The organism is Leifsonia sp. YAF41, assembly GCF_052113185.1.
Taxonomy (GTDB): Bacteria; Actinomycetota; Actinomycetes; order Actinomycetales; family Microbacteriaceae; genus Cryobacterium.
In genome coordinates, this window is the sequence record NZ_JBFRCS010000015.1 from 70,870 (window position 1) to 88,490 (window position 17,621).

General features: G+C 66.0%; 7 protein-coding genes. 5 read left to right on the forward strand and 2 right to left on the reverse strand.

Annotated features, from left to right (window positions below; all coding sequences use genetic code 11):
- Positions 1-24 precede the first annotated feature (24 nt).
- Positions 25-8,568 carry an isopeptide-forming domain-containing fimbrial protein gene (locus AB4Y63_RS16735; RefSeq protein WP_441792207.1) on the forward strand — a complete coding sequence of 2,848 codons (8,544 nt, stop codon included), beginning with the start codon at positions 25-27 and terminating at the stop codon, positions 8,566-8,568.
- Positions 8,569-8,713: 145 nt separating this feature from the next.
- Entirely contained in the window at positions 8,714-11,323 is a 2,610-nt protein-coding gene (locus AB4Y63_RS16740) for a LuxR C-terminal-related transcriptional regulator (RefSeq protein ID WP_441792208.1), read from the forward strand.
- Between the two features lie 54 nt (positions 11,324-11,377).
- Here AB4Y63_RS16740 and AB4Y63_RS16745 read toward each other — a convergent pair whose 3' ends face one another.
- Both AB4Y63_RS16745 and AB4Y63_RS16750 read right to left on the reverse strand, forming a co-directional pair.
- Positions 11,378-13,276: a YhgE/Pip family protein gene (locus AB4Y63_RS16745; RefSeq protein ID WP_441792209.1), complete on the reverse strand. Its 1,899-nt coding sequence runs from the start codon at positions 13,274-13,276 to the stop codon at positions 11,378-11,380.
- A complete protein-coding gene (locus AB4Y63_RS16750; RefSeq protein ID WP_441792210.1) occupies positions 13,273-14,016 on the reverse strand; it encodes a hypothetical protein in 744 nt (247 codons plus the stop codon). The genes AB4Y63_RS16745 and AB4Y63_RS16750 overlap by 4 nt, the downstream gene beginning before the upstream one ends.
- A gap of 152 nt (positions 14,017-14,168) precedes the next feature.
- On the opposite strand from AB4Y63_RS16750, the gene AB4Y63_RS16755 reads away from it, so the two are divergent.
- Genes AB4Y63_RS16755 through AB4Y63_RS16765 form a run of 3 tightly spaced genes read left to right on the forward strand, consistent with a single transcriptional unit; the run spans position 14,169 to position 17,403 of the window.
- Positions 14,169-14,843 (forward strand): ATP-binding cassette domain-containing protein, encoded by a 675-nt coding sequence (locus AB4Y63_RS16755; protein ID WP_441792211.1) that lies wholly within the window; start codon positions 14,169-14,171, stop codon positions 14,841-14,843.
- 2 nt (positions 14,844-14,845) lie between these two features.
- Entirely contained in the window at positions 14,846-16,810 is a 1,965-nt protein-coding gene (locus AB4Y63_RS16760) for a YhgE/Pip family protein (RefSeq protein ID WP_441792212.1), read from the forward strand.
- 17 nt (positions 16,811-16,827) lie between these two features.
- Entirely contained in the window at positions 16,828-17,403 is a 576-nt protein-coding gene (locus AB4Y63_RS16765; protein WP_441792213.1) for a TetR/AcrR family transcriptional regulator, read from the forward strand.
- The last annotated feature ends 218 nt before the right edge of the window (positions 17,404-17,621 follow it).

A 17,621-nucleotide genomic window follows, 5' to 3' on the forward strand; every position in this document is an offset into this window, starting at 1 on the left:
TTGCCACTTTGGGGACACCTCGTCATGCCGATTCACACTGCAGTTCACTCGCGCCGTACTGCCCGTCACGCGCTCGCAGGCGGAGGAGTCTTTTCCCCCGGCCGGCTGCACAACCGGCTGATCGCGGGCCTGGTGGCCAGTGTGCTCGTCGCGGCTGGTCTCGTGGTCGGCGCCGTCGTGGCACCGTCGGCGTCGGCCGCGACCGTCCCCACCGTGACGGTTGATTCCCCGGCGGTTCTGGCGGGCGAGGACGTTGTCTTCGGGATTGAACTCAACCACCCCGAGCCCGCCCCGGGTGATCCTTCGCAGGCCTGGTACAACATGGGCGTCACCGTGCTGGTTCCGAACGGCGTCAGTCTGGTCAGTCCCGGCTCGCTCGGAGACCCCATGATCTACCCGAGTGGGGCGACCCCGCCGAACAGCGCCGCTGCGGCAACTCCGGTTCCTGCAGGCTTCCAACTCTGGGTTTTCGAAGACATTGCCGATCTCCCGATCGGAGCCACCTTCGCCGGCAACATCACCGTTCGCCCCGTGGCAGCGACCTTCCCCGTCGGGTCGCAGGTCGAGATCACCAGTACGGTTTTCGCGAGCACCGACCCGACGCTCAAGCCCATCTTCGACGGCAGTACGGGAGCCGGCGCGGCTGCCGGGCTGGCAGCGACGGTGCGTGGAGCGAGCCTGAAGGCGGCAGCCGACATCCGTGCCGCCCGCATCACAAAGTCGGAGCCGAGCCCAGAGGCCGAGTTGCTGCGCGGCGTTCACGACAACGGCACCGTCTATACCTTGACCGTCGAGAACTCGGGTGAGGGAGAAACGACAGGCGTCGAGCTCGTCGACTATCTGCCGGCCGGCCTGGAGTTCCTCGGGTGCGGCCTCGGCGACAACACCCTGCCGTCGGCTCATCTCTTCGACGACCACACCAGGGAATACCCGGGCGCGAACCCGTTGAACACCCCCGCTGCACCCGTCAGCGACTGCGCCCCGGGAAGCTACACGGTGGATACCGTTACCCTGCCGAACGGAGAACAGGGAACCAGCGGCCTTGCTGCCGGTGTGTACACCAAGGTTGTCTGGAATCTGACCGCGCTGCCGCAGGGCACGCCCCAGCCGGGGGACCAGTCTGCCGCGGGCACGCCGAGCACGACGACGATCTCGTACCGCGCCGGAATCCCTCTGTTTGAGAACGCCCTCTGGCCTGACGGAACAGCTCCGGATGTCGCAACCGGCGAGCAGGCAGCGAACCTGGGTAACAACACCGGTGCGCCAACGCGTCAGGGTGTCGGCGCCGCCGCTGCAGCGGACGGCACGACGTACCTCAACCGGGCAGTGCTGTCTGGGAACTACGAGGGTCCCGTCGCCAGCGAGGCAGACCGGGCGGTCAGCGAACACGCCGACGAGAGCGTCATGGCCATGGACCTGCGCATCCTGAAGAGCGTGTCCACCGGCGCGACGGACTCAGACGGCAATCCCGAAGACGATCGATTCGTCACCAACGGCCTGGCCACGTTCACCCTCGACCTGCGCACAAGCGAATACACCTCGGCCGACACGATCGTCGCAACTGACACCCTCCCGAACGGCCTGTGCCCGGCGTTCCCGGTTGAACCCGAGAAGTTGTCGGGAGACCCTCTGCCGGCAGAGTGCGATTTCGGCACGACCGAGCCCGGGGCGGTGTTGACCGGCGCCACCGTGACGGAGCTGAACTACGCGAAGGCGACGGGCGAGTTCACCGTGACGTTCGCTGCAACCGTGGCTCAGCTCGCCGAAAACACGACGCATCAGATCGTCTACACCGCGTTGATGCGCCCGAACTACGACCTCGGCAACGCGGCCAGCGGTTCCACCAGCTCAGGGGACTCGCTCACCAACACGGTGACGGTCACGGGCATCACGACGGCCAAGCCCGCGTTGACCGGCGTGACGAATCCTGCGGGAGTTCCGGCCGATGGCACTGAGCTCGTCTGGGATGACTCTGAGGCCACCCTCATCTCGGACTTCTCGACCATTTCGAAGAAAGTCCTGCCGCGCAACGATGTGCTGAAAAATGCCGCGCCTGGCAATGACCCGTGTGCTTCCAGCGGCTACGTCGACGGTCGAGCCACGGTGCCCGGCGGCTTCGTGCTCGGCGACACCGTCTGCTACGAGCTCACGGTCGATTTCGCCAGCAGTATCGATGTGCGCAACCCGCTCATCACCGATTTCCTGCCGAAGAGTGTGACCTACTCGGGGTCGGCGATCGATGAGAGCTTGAGCAAGATCATCGATTCGAGCATGGTTCCCGCGCCGACCGTCGCCGGGCAGCGAATCGATTGGAAGCCCGGCACGCTCTCCGACGGCGCTCGCTTCGTTCCACGCGACTCGGTTCTGGTTCTTCACGTCTGGGGCATTGTCGCGGCCCCGTCCGCAAGCGCCGAGAAGCTCGACAAGCCGGAAAACCTGATGAAGTACCAGCAGGAGAACGTGAAGGGCGACGTGTCGTTCCTCCGCGACGGGGCGAAGATCGAGGTCGTCGCCGGAGCCGCTCTGACCAAGGGCGTCGCCTCTGTCAACGGCAACTCCACCCGCGCTGCGACGAGCCAGACGCTGCCCGACGGAAACGCATTCGATTCGAATCGTGACGGTGTTCAGGTTGAGCAGGGCGAGACAGTGCGCTATCGCATTGACGTGACGGCACCGCCGTTCCCCGTCACTGACTTGGTGGTCTGGGATGCTCTGCCGGCCGGCATCACCTGTGCGGCCGTAGCCACGGCATCGCTGGCGCCCGGCGTGTGCACCGACGCGTACCCGGGACTCACCGCTCCAGAAGCCGGCCGCTCAGCCATCGTCTGGGAGGGGCTTGGGATGGCCGCCGACGAGAAGCGCACGCTGAGCTACTCGGTCACGGTCCCGGCGGGAACCGAGGTCAACACGACCCACACCAACACCGCCTCAATCATCAGCTATACGACCGAGCTGAACACCGGTCAGTCGAAGACGTTCTTCCCGGACGGTTCGCTCGACACAACGACACGGCCCGTCGAGAGTGTGGTGCCCGGCATGCTGACCCGTGATGACTCTGCCGTCTACCTCGCGAAGGCCGTAATAGCGAAGACGCTCGTCTCCACTGAGCACGTCGACGTCAACAACTCGTCAACGGAAGCGGTCCAGGGCGAGCGGATCACCTACGACTACAGCGTGACGGTTCCGGCGCACACCACCGTCAAGAACGGGGTACTGCAAGACCTCGGCAAACTGGGCGCAACGGTGCCCGACACGGCCTACACGCTGACTGCCGCAAGTTGGACTCAGCCAGGCGGAGCGGTGGGAGCCTTCACGTTTGACTCGACGACCGGAAAGCTGACGTTTCCTGCCAGCTACACCAACTCGACCGCATCCGGTCAGACATTCACCGTGCGGATTACCGTCTACATGGCCGCCGATAGGTGGGATGACAAGACCACTCTGCACAACCAGGCAACCTTTTCCAGTGACAGCTGGAACGGTGCGGCCACCGCTGACGTGATCTACCGCGAGCCCGCCCCGGCGATCGTCAAGACCGTCGACCAGTCGACCGACGTCACTGCCGGAGCGAACCTCACGTACACCCTGACGGTGACGAACCCGACCGGCCGGCCGACCTCGTACGAGACCGTGGTGACCGACTGCGTGCCGGCGAAGCTCGAAAACGTGAGAAATTTCCTCCCCAGCCAGGGGACGGTGACCACAGATGGCACCTGCGCCGGTGGCGGGCTCAAGCTCCTGTGGAACGTCGGACAGGTCGCGGCAAATGCCAGCATCACGCTGCAATACACGGTCACCGTGAGCAACACCGCCGTCGGTTCGGCCGCCTATGACAACACAGCAGACCTCGTCGGGTACACCCTGCCGTCACTGGTCGGCGGTGTCTCAACAGTGAACCGCCGCGGTGAGAGGACCGACGATTCAACCGCAACAGTGACGATCAAAGGCGCGACCCTGGACAAAACGGTTTCCCCGAAGCTCGCACCGATCGGCGATATCGTCACCTACACCGTCAACGTGGAGCTGCCCGCCCGGGTCAACTTCTTTGACGCCTCGGTGATCGACACCCTCCCCGCGGGACTGACGCTGACCGGCACCCCGACCGTGAGCTGCACGATCCCAGACGGAACCCCCTGTGCGGCTCCGACCGGGGCGACGCCGCTGACCGGTGTCGGTCAAAAGATCGGGTGGACCATGGGCGACATCGTCGCCTCCAACGACATCCGCACCGTCACGATCACCTATAGCGCCAAGCTGACCAACAGCACGACCACCCCGGTGGTTGCCAAGCCGACGAACACCGCACACGTCGCCTGGAACAAGACGGATCCCGGCGTGACCGTGACGGTAGACGGCCCCTTCGACACGACGACGACGGATGTCTCGGCGCCCGTCACCGTTCTGAACCCCGTCGTCACCGTGGCCAAGACCGTGTCGAACAGCACGCCGAAGCCTGGCGAGACGTTCACGTATTCGGTCACCGCGTCGAACTCCGGAAACACACCCGCTCACAACATCACGATCGTCGACGCGGTTCCGACCGGCGTTGTCGTCGCACCGGCGACGATCAGCAACGGCGGGGTGCTCACCGGTAACACGACCACCGGCGGCGGGACCATCACCTGGACGCTGGCCGGTCCGCTGAACGTCGGCACCCCGGTTGTCCTGAACTATCAGGCACAGCTCGCCGCGTCGGAGACGCTCACCGCGGCATCCCTCACCAATTCGGTGCGAGCCACGAGATACGAGTCGTTCGCCACCGACGGTCGGGTCTACGGACCGAGCGGTCCGGCGACCGCTGTCGTGACCCCGGCGTTCCCGCACATTGCCCTCGCGAAAACGACAGTCGGAACCGACGTGGCTTACGCGAACACGCCGTTCGGGTGGAAGCTCACGGCGAAGAACACCGGCACCGGCGCGGCGCAGAAGGTGACGCTCACCGACACGCTGCCAGCGAACTGGAGCTACGACGTGGACAGTGCCCTCGTCAGCGTCAACGGCGCCACGGCCGTCCCGATTGAGCCGGCGAACCCGGCCTCGTCCACGCTGACCTGGGCGTTGGGCTCCCCGGCAGCGGACCCCACGCTGCTGCCCGCCGGCGCGAGCATCGTCATCACGTTCACCGCCACGCCGAACGAGGATGCAGCAGTCACCGCTGAAGACGGAACGCCCTTCGACCACGTCAACACCCTGTCGGCCGTGACCACCGACCCGACCGGTGCGACGGGCAACCTGACCGGCGGCTTCACCGGACCCGACAAGACGGCGGATGCGAACATCCACTCGGCCGACGTGAAGGTCGTGAAGACCGCCGCCGCCGACCTCGTCGCCGGCACCAGCGGCACCGGCTGGACTCTCACCGTGAGCAACGCCGGGCCGGATGCGGCTGTCGGACCGATCACCGTGGTCGACGTTCCGGCGGCTCTGCCGAACGGCGTCACCGTGACAGCTGTCGCAGGCACCGGCTGGACCTGCACGGCCCCGAGCCCCGGGTTCAGCTGTGTGAGCGCCGCGGCCTCATTGGCCTCCGGCGCGTCGCTCGAGCCGATCCTCGTCACCGTTGCCGTCGCGGCGTCAGTGGCACCGACAACCGTCGACAACACCGCGACGGTCTCGGCGACGACGTTCGATCCCGACCTGTCGAACAACGAAAGCAGCGATGAGCTGGCGATTGTCACACAGGCCGACCTGAGTGTGGTGAAGACGTTGATCACCACCGATCCCGGTGCGGGCTCGCCCATCACCTGGCACGTTGTGCCGAACAACCTCGGCCCGTCGGTCTCCCGTGCCGACATCACCATCACGGATGTCGTGCCCGCCGGCATCGTCGGAGTCAACGCGACGAGCGCCGACTGGGAGTGCGACACCGATGAAGACAACCTGGCCGGAGCCGGCGACACGATCACCTGCACCTACACGGCCAACGGCGGCATCATGCCGATCGGAATCGGCACGGCTGTGGAGCTGACCGGAACCATCGCGTCCAGCTACACCGGAGGCGCGATCGAGAACATGGCGACCATCGTTCCCGGCGCGACCACTGACCCCGAGCCGGACAACAACGAGTCAACGACGGTCGACAGCGGCGTGCCGCTCAGCGCGACGGTTATCGCGGTCGAGAAGACCCTCGTCTCGCCACTGCCCGTGATCATCCCAGGCGACAACGCCGTGTACAGCATCACCGTCACCAACCAGGGTCCGGCCGACGCCCGCGCCGTCACGATCACGGACGTGCTGCCCACCGGGTTGACCTTCGTCTCGGCGGAGAGCAAGACCGGTACCTGGACCTGCGACGGCACGACCACCGCCTCCACGGTTGACTGCGAGCTCACCGGAACGCTGAGCGCCGCCGCCGGCAGCAACACGGCAGTGGTGGAGATCACCGTAGCGACCGCCAGCAACCTGACCGGAACGATCGTGAACGGGGTGACGGCATCCGCTGAGAATGCCCCCGACGACTACGACGACACATCCAGCGACCCGCTTGGCAAGGCAGATCTGTCGATCACGAAGTCGCACCGGACCGGCGCGGTCCTCGCCGGTACGAGCCTCGACTACACGCTCACCGTCACCAACAACGGCCCGTCGGACTCCCCGGAGACGATCGAAGTTGTCGACACCGTTCCGGTCGGCCTTGTGCCGACCAGTGCGGTCGGCGACGACTGGGCCTGTGTCATCGGCTCGGTGACCGACGGCCAGCCGACAACAGTCACCTGCGAGCTCGATGGCGCACTGGCCGCGCAGGCGACCGCCGAGCCGATCACCGTGACCGTCAGCGTCCCCGCCACTCTAGCGGCCCAGACACTGGTGAACACAGCGAGTGTTGACGGCCCGCTGGTCGACCCGACCCCGGGCAACAACACCGCAAACGACCCGACGGTGATCACCACGAAGGCCGCAGTGAGCATCATCAAGGATGTCGCTTCGGCGGCCCCGTTCGTCGCCGGAAACAGCGTCGACTACACGGTGACGGTGACGAACACCGGGCCTTCGGTGGCCAACGCGGTACGTGTCGCGGATGTCGTCCCGACCGGGATGACCCTGACGGCGATCTCAGGCACGGACTGGACCTGTGCGGTGGCCACTGCAGAGTGCACCCGCGCGGTGCTTCCGCTCGGCGCGTTCGTGCTCAGCATCATCGCGACGATCGACCAGGCGGTCGCTGAGGGCAGCACTCTGACCAACCACGCCAATCTGAGTTGGACCGACAGCGACGGAACCCACACCGGCACCGACCCGGCCGACATCTCGGTCACGGCGCTCGCCGACCTCGCTCTGGTCAAGACAGCCGTCGACGCCGCGGGCAACCCGGTGACCACCGCGGTTGCAGGGGCTGAAGGACGTTACCTACTGCAGGCAACCAACCAGGGGCCGTCGGCTGCGGTTGCACCGCTGCGAATCGTCGACCAGCTTCCGGTTGGAATCAGCTACGTCGGACTCGTCGATTCGGGCGACTGGGTGTGTGCTGCCGCCGCAGTCGACGCCAACGGCCAGAGCGTCGATTGCACCTGGGCGGGCACCTCCGTGCTCGCTGCCGGCGCGGCCGCGCATCCGCTGACCCTGGTCATCACCTATGACTCGGCGCTGCCGGTGGGTGACCTCACCAACACCGCCGACGTCTCCTCACCGACCACCGACCCCAAGCCGGAGGACAATCCTTCCGACTCAACGGTGACCATCGATCAGCTGACCGATCTGTCGATCACCAAGACTCACAGCGGTCCGGTGCGGATCGGTGACGCCGTGGCGTTCGACCTCGGCGTGAAGAATGCCGGGCCGTCGGTGGCATCCGGCATCACCGTCACCGACACGCTGCCGGTCGGACTCGAGTTCGTCGACGCACTGGGCAGCGATCCGGCCTGGTCGTGCGTGACCGCCGTGGCAACGGATGCGGGCACCGCCGTGACCTGCGTGCTCACCGGCGATCTCGCTCCTGGCGCGACCGCTCCGGCACTCGTGATCAACGCCAGAGTGCTGCCGGGGGCTTATCCCTCGGTCGTCAACGTCGCATCCGTCGCCTCGACCACACCCGAGTCGGACCCGACGAACAACTCGGCTGATGACACGGTCGCGGTTCCCGCACAGGCGTCGCTGACGGTGACGAAGGCGAGCGTCGGAACCTTCACGGTCGGCCAGAAGGGGAGCTACACGCTGACCGTCACCAACGCCGGCCCGACCGAGGATCCGGGCCCGATCACGCTCACGGACAAGCTGCCGGCCGGTCTGACCTTCGCCAGCGCCAATGGCCAGAACGCCGACTGCGCCGAGGCTTCGCAGATCGTCACCTGCACGCTCGACGGGGCGCTCGGCGTCGGGAAGAGCAGAACGGTGACCCTCGTGGTCACTGTGCAGCAGGCCGCGTATCCATCGGTCACCAACGTGGTGCAGGTCACGAGCCCGACCGAGCAGCTGCCGGAGGCACAGCTGACCGACAGCGACACCACGTCGGTCGCCGCCGCACCGCCGCTGGCCAGCAGCGGATTCAACGGAATCTGGTCGCTGCTCATCGCGCTGCTCGTGCTTCTGCTCGGCGGCGGGATGCTGGTGGTGCGGCGCCGCGTCGCCTAGCTCGTCGGCGGGGGAGCCACCGGAGTGAGGCTCCCCCGCTGAGCTGCTGTGACCGTGAAGTCACAAGCGAACCACCCCCGAGCTGGGGGCCTCGCGCGGGTCGAATCCGTCCGCCTTTTGGGGGACACCCCGGTACCCTGAAAAAGTGCCGGGGGAATTCTATGGAACGCCACGTGTTCCACGTGACTACGTCTCCCGACCGCATTTGAGTGCGAAACTCAACACCGCTTCGCCGCTCGTCGTGGTGCGGGGGCCCGCCGGATCCGGAAAGACGGTGGCTGTTGCCGACTGGGTCGCGGCCGGCAGCGTGCCCGGATTCGCCGGTGCGTGGCACCTCGTTGACTCCGGATCGACGACGCGCCTGGCATTCTGGAACTCCCTGATCCAGACGATGCTTGATGCCGGTCTGCTTCCCGAGACCGGGCTGCTCGCGCGCTCGATGGATTCTCTCGGCAGTGAGCCTGATCTGTCCCGACTCTTGCGTCGCGGGTTCGCGCAAATCGAGCAGGAAACCACGATCGTTCTCGACGACTATGACCTCGTCGCCGACGACGACATCCACAGCGATCTCGTCGCTCTCCTCGTCGGAAATGCACGCCTGCGGGCGACGGTGCTGACACGAATCTGGGGTCCATTGGAATCCGACTCGGTTCGGCTCGCGCTCGCCCCCGTCGTCATCACGCCCGATGAGCTTCCGCTGTCACTCGATGAGACTCGACAGGCGCTCGCGAGCGCCGGAATCGACGATGACGACGGATCCGTCGCCCGCGCGGTATGGGAGACAGTCGGGGGGAGTACGGTTCTGACTCGCGGGGTGCTCCTTGCGATGGCACGAGGCGAAATCGGGTTCAGCTTCCCTTCACTGACTGAATCGATCGCGGCGGTGAGCGGCCGACTCCTTCGGTCGCGGCTGCCGTCGAGCGCCGGAAGTGTCCGACAGCTCGACTCCATCGTGCAGTGCTCAGTCGCTGACTTCCTCACACTGGATCTCGCAGAGTTGCTCTCCTCCCGTTCCGATGCAGACGAGCTGCTCGCGCAGGCCGAGCGCGACGGCTTCGGGATGTGGGCTGAACGCCCGGGCGGGGCGCACTTCGCTTTCACTCCGGCCGTACGAGCGGGTCTGCGCGCCGAATTGAACCACCGGTTTCCCCGCGACGTCACGCGCCTGAACCAGATCGCGGCCGAGTGGATGCTTGACAACGGCCGGGGGATATCGGCCCTCCGCCATGCGATCGCCGCCGACGACATGGAGCTGGCGTCACGCATCGTCGTCAACGACTGGTACTCCCTGATTGAGCTTCACCGAGACTTACTGATCGAAATGGTCGGCGCACTACCCCTGCGCACTCTGCAACGCGCGCCCCTGCTTGCAATGGTGCTTGCTCTGGCCTACAACGCGTCGAAGACCCACCGGGTGAAGTCCATTGAGATCTTCGGCCTCGCGATCGTGTCGGCGAAGCTGCGCGGTCCCAAGGAGCCGCTGACCAACCGTTTGGTGCTTGTCACGATTGAGAGCATCGCTTTTCGGCTGATCGGTCAGATCGGCCAGGCAGTGTCGGCGGCTGAGCGGGCCAGTGTGCTCCTCGACGAGCTGTCGGTGCAGGAACGCGATGAAATTTCAGTTCACCTCTCGACATTGACCTCCATGTTGGGCCTGAGTTTCTTCTATGGCGGACAGCCGGAGCGCGCGCAGAAATTCTTCGAGATTGCGGCGGCCCCGAACGGCCGTGTCGGGGGCGCCTGGTACCACGGGCTCGCCCTCCACGCCGGATCGTTGGCTCTCGCCGGCGATGTTCCGGAGGCCCAGGAGCTCTTGAATCTCGCCGACGAAATCGAGTGGCCAGAGGGCTGGCGGGACGGATATGTCGGGGCCTTCGGCCACGTCGCCGAAGGGATCATCGCACTCGATTCCTTCGATGCCGACAAGGCTCAGCATCATGTGACCGTGATGGAGCCGCACCTGGCTACAATTGAGCATTGGCCGCTTTTCGCGCAGGTTCAGGCAATGGTCTTTCTGATCAAGGGCCGTGCCCCGGAGGGCGTGGCGTTCTTGAGATCGGAAACGGCTCGCCGCTCCAGATCGCTGAATTCTCACACGAGCCTCAGGCTCGACCAAAGCAAGGCTCTGCTGCTGTTTGCAGCAGGGCGTGGGGGAGAAGCTGAAGCGGTGCTTCGAAAACACCCCAAATCGGTGCCCGGCATCGCAGTGAATTGGGCCAGACTCGCTTTACTGGCGAACCAGCCGGAGCGAGCGATTCGCGCGCTTGACGAGGTGGCGCCGGCCGGATGGATGTCGACGCGTCGGCTGAGCGAGGCGTTGCTGCTTCGCGCCGCCGCCGCATTGAGACTGGGACGCGATGACTTCGCGCTGACGGTGCTCGATGAGGCAGCCGGACTGATGCTCGACCGGCGCCTGGGATTCGCCCTTCTTCTTCTGCCGCGCAGTGACGTCGAGGCGTTGGCTGCGCTTGCCTCCGCGCGAGGCTCGGTGAGCGCGGTCGCCCTGCTTGCGCAGGTCGATGGTCATCCGTCGGTCTTTGGGGAGTTGCGCCCGGCGATCGAGCTGACCGAGCGGGAGCGCGTCGTTTTGCAGCAATTGGTGGTCACGGGCAATCACGCGGAGATTGCGGCGGCTCTCTTCGTCTCGCCGAACACCGTGAAGTCACAGCTGCGAGCGCTCTACCGCAAGCTCGGTGTCGCCTCGCGCCAAGAGGCACTGCTCACGGCAAGCGAACGGCAACTGATCAGCTCCTGAGCGACGGACCGGCTGTCCACTTTGTCTACTTTGCCCACTCGGCCCCGGGAGGCACTACCCGATCAGACTCGGCTCGAGATCGCGCAGGGTGCGGAAGTGCGTCATTCGCACCACTCCGAGCGCCGCGATCGCGAACGCACCGACCAGCCAGAGCATCAGCACCAGCACGTCATGCGACGCGTCGGCCAGATTGCCGCCGTACATCAGCTGACGCATTCCGTCGACGGTGTACGACATCGGCAGCAGATGGTGAACGGCCGCCAGGGGTGCTGGCAGCGTCTGCCAGGGGAAGGTACCTCCCGCGGTGACGAGCTGGACCACCATCATCACCAGGCCGATGAACTGTCCGACGCTGCCGAGCCACACATTCAGGGCCAGGATGATGGCCGCGAACGTGACCGACGACAGGGCCATCAGTCCATAGGTCCCGGCCGGATTCTCGACCTTGAAGCCGAGCACGACCGCCACGATCAGGTAGAGGCCGACCATCTGCAGTGCGCCGATCAGGGCGGGGGTGAGCCAGCCGGCCAGGGTGATCTTGAGCGGTGAGTGCAGCGCGGTGATCGCCCGGCGCGAGACCGGCTTGACGATGAGGAACAGGGCGTAGATGCCGATCCAGGCCGCCAGGGCGACGAAGAACGGGGCGAGGCCTGCGCCATAGGTGCCCGCCTGGGTGACGGCGGATGATTGCACTGCGACCGGGTTGGCGATGTTCTTCGCCTGCGCCGCACGCTGGGCCTCAGTGGTTTCGGGAATGCTCTGAAAGCCGGACTCCAGGCCGGAATGCAGGGTGGTCAAACCGCTCACGAGCTCGGGCAGGCCGCTCGAGAGCTGGGCCGCCCCCGCGCTCGCCTGCGCTGCGCCGTCGGCCAGGGCGCTTGCGCCGGACGCCGCTGTGGCGATTCCTTCTGCCAGTTGCGGTGAGGCGTCGGCCAATTGCCGGGCTCCATTGGCGACTTCCGTCGACCCGGCCGCCAACGCGCTGATCTGGGACGCTGCGCCCTGCACTCTCGAGTTGCCGTCTCTGACGGCGTTGCCCAAGACATCAAGGCGGCCGAGCACATCGTTGATCTGCGCCGGAGTCAGCACGCCGGAGGCTTCAAGTTGCTGCTGGATGGCGTCCCGCGTGGGCTGCAGCTGATTGACGACATCCGTCGACACCGCGGCCGCCTCATTACCGACCGTCGCGAGCTGTTCATTGCCGGCGGCGACCTGCGCGGCGCCGTCGGCAAGTTCGGCCGACTGAGCCGGAAGGTCCACCGTTGCCGACGCCAAGGTGTTCAGTCCGTCACGCAGGGCGACCGAGCCCGAGGCCAGTTCAGCGTTGCCTGCGGCAAGCTGGGCGGCACCGGACGCCGCGGATTCAGCGCCGTCCTGCAGTTGCCGGGCGCCGTCGGTCGCGGTGACCAGGCTGGTTCGAATCGTCGACAGCCCGACCAGGAACTTTCCGGCGGCCTCCTCGTTGACCTGCGCCACGATCTGCACCTCGATGGCCTTCACCGCCTGCTCGCCGATGGTGGTGCCGAGGTAGCTGTTCGCGTCGTTGGTGGTCAGAATCACGTCGGCCTGACGTGGCGAGGGTCCGGTCGACGACAGGATCGCCTCGGAGAAGTCGGCGGGCAGGGTGACGCTGAAATCGAAGACCTGATCGTCGATGCCTCGCGCCGCTTCCTCGGCCGACACGCGGTGCCACTGGAAGGTGGCGTCGGCCAGTAGCTGTTTCGCGATCTCCTCGCCATAATTCGACGTGGTGCCGTCCACCGTCGCGCCGATGTCATTGACGACGAGCGCGACAGGGATCTCATTGAGCTTCGCGTAGGGATCCTGATTCGCCCAGAGGTAGAGGCCGCCGTAGAGCAGAGGAACGAGGCCGAGGGCGAGTAGCGCGAGTCGGGCCATGGGGGTGCTGGTAAGCCGCCGAATCTCGGCGGCGATCATGGCGGGAACCTTCATGCGCTGGCCTCCGAGTCGTCGGGGTTCGGCGGTGCGGATGGTTCAGCAGCCGGTTCGAGGGACGGCTCGGAAGCTGTGTCAGCAGCCGGCTCGGATGCCTCGAGTTCCAGCCGCTCCGTTCGCTCGCCGTGAAAAATGGTGCCCGCTTCGGCGGTGATTCCCAGCGCGGCGGCCGAGGAGACTCCCGCGATCACCAGCACGGCATAGCCACGACGGGCCAGCTCGTTGGCCCTCGCCCACCAATCGGCGGGGTCGCCGCCGTGCCGGTCGGGCGCGGTGAGCACCAGGCCCTCGACGTCGTCACGCATGATCGCGAGTTCGGTGAGCAGCCGGATGCGTACGATCGCCGGGACCGTGCCGATCGTCCAATTGCGCCATTCCTTCACGCCGAGATCGACGAGGGCCTTCTTCGTCGCGAGCGGTCCGGACGGTCGCCCGGCGAACATGAGCTCTTCCGCCACCACCCCGAACACCGTCACCTCGCCGGAGGGGTCGTTGACCTCGGGGGCGTCGACGAGAGCGACCCGGGCACGGAGCTGACCGAGGTCGACCGTGTCATCGATCCGCACCTCACCGCTGTCGGGGCGCATCCGCCCGGATGCGATCAGCCCGAGAACACTCGGCCGCTGCGCGGTCTCGGCCACGGCAAGCGACGCTCGCCCGCTCAAATACTCGGCAGAGATTCGTGGCAAGGCCGATTCCTGCCGGCCTTTGCTCACGTCGGTGAGTGTGATGATCATGCGCCCTCCCAGCTGAGGTTTCTTCAGTGTAGGTCGCCGCTCGCCCTGAGCGAGGCCCGGGTTTCGCGTTGACAGTCCCACATTTCGTGTTTAGACTGACTGGTCAGTACAAGAAATATGTACAACAGTTTCTGAAGGAAGAAGGATTCGACGTGCAGTCGACTATTTGGGCGGATGACCTGGCCCTGACCGCAAAACGCGGCACTGTTTATGGGCCGGTCACCCTCGACATCGGCGACGGTCTCACCGTGCTCTGCGGCCCAGCGGGGAGTGGACGGACGAGCGCCCTGCTGACCCTGGCCGGCCGGATGCGTCAAGGGTCGGGCACCGCAGAGGTGCTCGGCCATTCCCTGCCGCGCCACGCTCGGGCGGTGCAGAAGCACACCTCGATCGCCGGCTTTGAGGGCATCGATTCGCTCGAAGCCTCGGTATCGGTCGGAGCCGCCGTGCGAGAACGCCAAGCCTGGCTTGCCCCCTGGTGGTCGTTCGTTCCCCGCCCGAAAAACGCCGACTTCGCCGCCATCGCCGGCCCGGTCTTCGGACCGATTCCGCTTCCCGGTGTAGCCACGACGATCTGGGATCTGGACGAGGCCCAGGCGCTGCTCCTGCGCGTGACGCTCGCAATGCTCTCGCGCCCGCGCATCCTCTTCGTCGATCAGATCGAACAGCTGCAGAGCCCCGCGTCCCGGCGGATCGTCTGGGAGCGCCTCGGCGCAATCGCCGCGACCGGCACCGCCGTCGTGGTGGCGGCGACCGCCGCAGAACCCGAACTCTGGACGAACCTGGCCGTTCGCCCGAGCGTCATCACACTCACCGAGGACCACTAATCATGTTTGCTTTTCTCTCCCCGGGCACCGAGCTCCGCCGCTTCAAGAAGGGCACCCTGCCTAAAATTGCCATCGCGGTTCTGCTGTTCATTCCGCTCATCTACGGCGCGCTCTATCTGTGGGCGTTCTGGGCTCCGAACGACGAGATCAAGAATCTGCCGGTGGCCCTCGTCAACGAAGACGTCGGTGCGGTGAAAGACGGAGAGCACTTCTCCGCCGGCGACGACGTGACCACCGAACTTCTGGACGGCAAGGATCTCGACTGGCACAAGACCGACGCTGCGGATGCCGCGGCCGGCGTCAGCAGCGGCGAGTACTACTTCTCGGTGACGATCCCGAAGAACTTCTCCGAAAGCGCCATCTCCGCCGCGACCGACGCGCCCACGCAGGCGGTCGTGCAGGTGAACTACAACGACAGCAACAGCTTTCTCGCCTCGACAATGGGCCAGCAAGCGATGGTGCAGCTGCGCGACACCGTGGCCCTGAATGTGGGCGACCAGACCGTGAACACTCTGCTGGTCGGTCTGCACGACGCGGGCGGCGGCATCCGGGATGCCGCCGATGGCGCCACGACGCTGGCCGACGGTCTCGACACGGCCAAGGCAGGGGCCGGCGACCTCGTCGTCGGACTCGGCACCCTGGCCGACGGCACGACCTCGCTTCAGGATGGCGCCGAAAAGCTCGACACCGGCGCCCACTCGCTGGCCGATGGCCTGTCGACGCTCAACGGCGGGGCATCGACCCTGTCGGGTAAATCGGGCGAACTCGCCTCGGGCGCAAACCAGCTCGCAACCGGCGCCGGCAGCCTGAACTCGGGAACCAGTCAGGTCTCCGGCGGGGTTGCCACTCTGTCCAGCAGCGTCACCGATCTGATCGCGGCCATCAATGCCGCCCCGGCCGGAACCCCGGCCAGCGCCTTCGTGCCGACCCTGCAGAAGCTGCAGGCCGGAGTCGGCCAGGTCGCCGCCGGTGCGTCCCAGACGGATGCCGGTGCGGCTCAGCTCGCGGCTGTCGCGGCTCAGCTTGCCGCCGGGGCCGATCAGCTGTCGGCCGGCGCGGGTCAGGTCGCCGCGGGCGTCGACTCGGCCCACTCCGGCGCGGTGACGCTCGCCGATGGTACCTCTACCCTGTCGAACGGAACCGACAGCCTCGTCGACGGCTCGCAGGCCCTGCTCGACGGCGGCACCAAGCTCGAAAGCGGTGCGGGCCAGCTGGTCGACGGCAGCCACACGCTTGCCGACGCGTTGAGCGAGGGCGGCGACGAGATTCCCAACGATTCGAGCAGCATGATCGATGAGAAGTCGACGATCATCTCCAACCCGATCGCTCTCGAACAAAACTGGGACAACAAATCGTCCAGCTTCGGTGAAGGTTTCGCCCCCTTCTTCCTCGCGCTGGCCACCTTCGTCGGTGCACTGATCACCTGGCTGATTCTGCGCGCACTGCCGACGCGGGCGTTGGCGACCTCGGCCAGCGGCATCCGCACGGTCATGACCGGGTTTCTGCCGGCGATGGCGATCGGTCTCGGCCAGGTCATCATCATGGTGCTGGTGCTGGTCTATGGCATCGGGCTGGAACCGACCTATTGGCTCGGCATGAGCGCGTTCATCTATCTGACGACGCTGGCGTTCCTGGCGATGCAGCAGATGTTCATCATCCTGCTCGGCTCGGCTGCCGGTCGTGTGGTCAGCCTGGTGTTGCTCATGATGCAGCTGAGCTCGTCGGGCGGCACCTACCCGGTCGAGACCACGCCCAGTTTCTTCCAGGCATTGCACCCGTACATGCCGGCATCCTGGGTGGTCACGGGGTTGCGTGAACTGATCACCGGAGGCATCGACTATAGGCTGTGGGTTTCGGTGGCGTTGCTTCTGATCCTGCTTGTCGGATCCCTCGCAATCAGTGCGCTGAGCGCGTCGAAGCAGCGGATGTGGACGATCAAGCGTCTGCACCCCGAGCTGACGATCTAGAGACGAGAGGCGAACTGATGCCACGGGTGACCGGCACGAAGAAGGCGATCCTCGACGCGGCGCTCCAACTGGCGGCCACCAAAGGCATCACCGGAACCACGATGGACGAGGTCGCTGAGCTCGCCGGAGTGGCCAAAGGCAGCCTCTACTACAACTTCACGAACAAGGATCAGCTGTTCGAAGAGTTGCTCGAGCAGGGAGTGGGCGCTCTCGCAGAAGTTCTGCGGGACGCCCGCTCCGGGCTGCACGGCTGGGCGGCGATCGAAGCCCTCGTCGACACCCTGCTCGGCCGCATCCAAGAAAACGGGGCGCTGGCCAAGCTGATGGCCGCCGAGATCTTCCGCACCGACCGGGCCTGGCAGAAGACTCTCTTCGCGTTGCGGCACGAGGCCCTCGGCGAGTTCGCCGCGGCAATTGCCGAGTCGACGCCGGCCGCGAAGACCAACGGCACCAGCGAGCTGATGGCGTCAAGCGTGTTCGGGGCCGTTCTGATGGGTGGCCTCGAGTGGCTGGTCTTCGAGCCGGAGCGCACGCGCGATGAAGTCGCCGCGACGATCTTGCAGGCGCTCGGCGGGCAGCTGCGCCCGGTCTAATCGCGCCTGACGGCCATCCCGTTGGTCGAGCCTGTCGAGCCCTCGTTCGCCGATCTCGACACCGGGTCGCCGGATCTCTGTAATGGTCACTAGCTGGTCTGGCTATCAGCTGGCAGGTTGGTTCTCATGCGCACGGTGGGGTGTGACTCGCCGGATCTCTGACCGTTCTTTGGAACGTGTCTTGCTGTCGACTTGTCCACCCCGCCGAACGCGTGAGG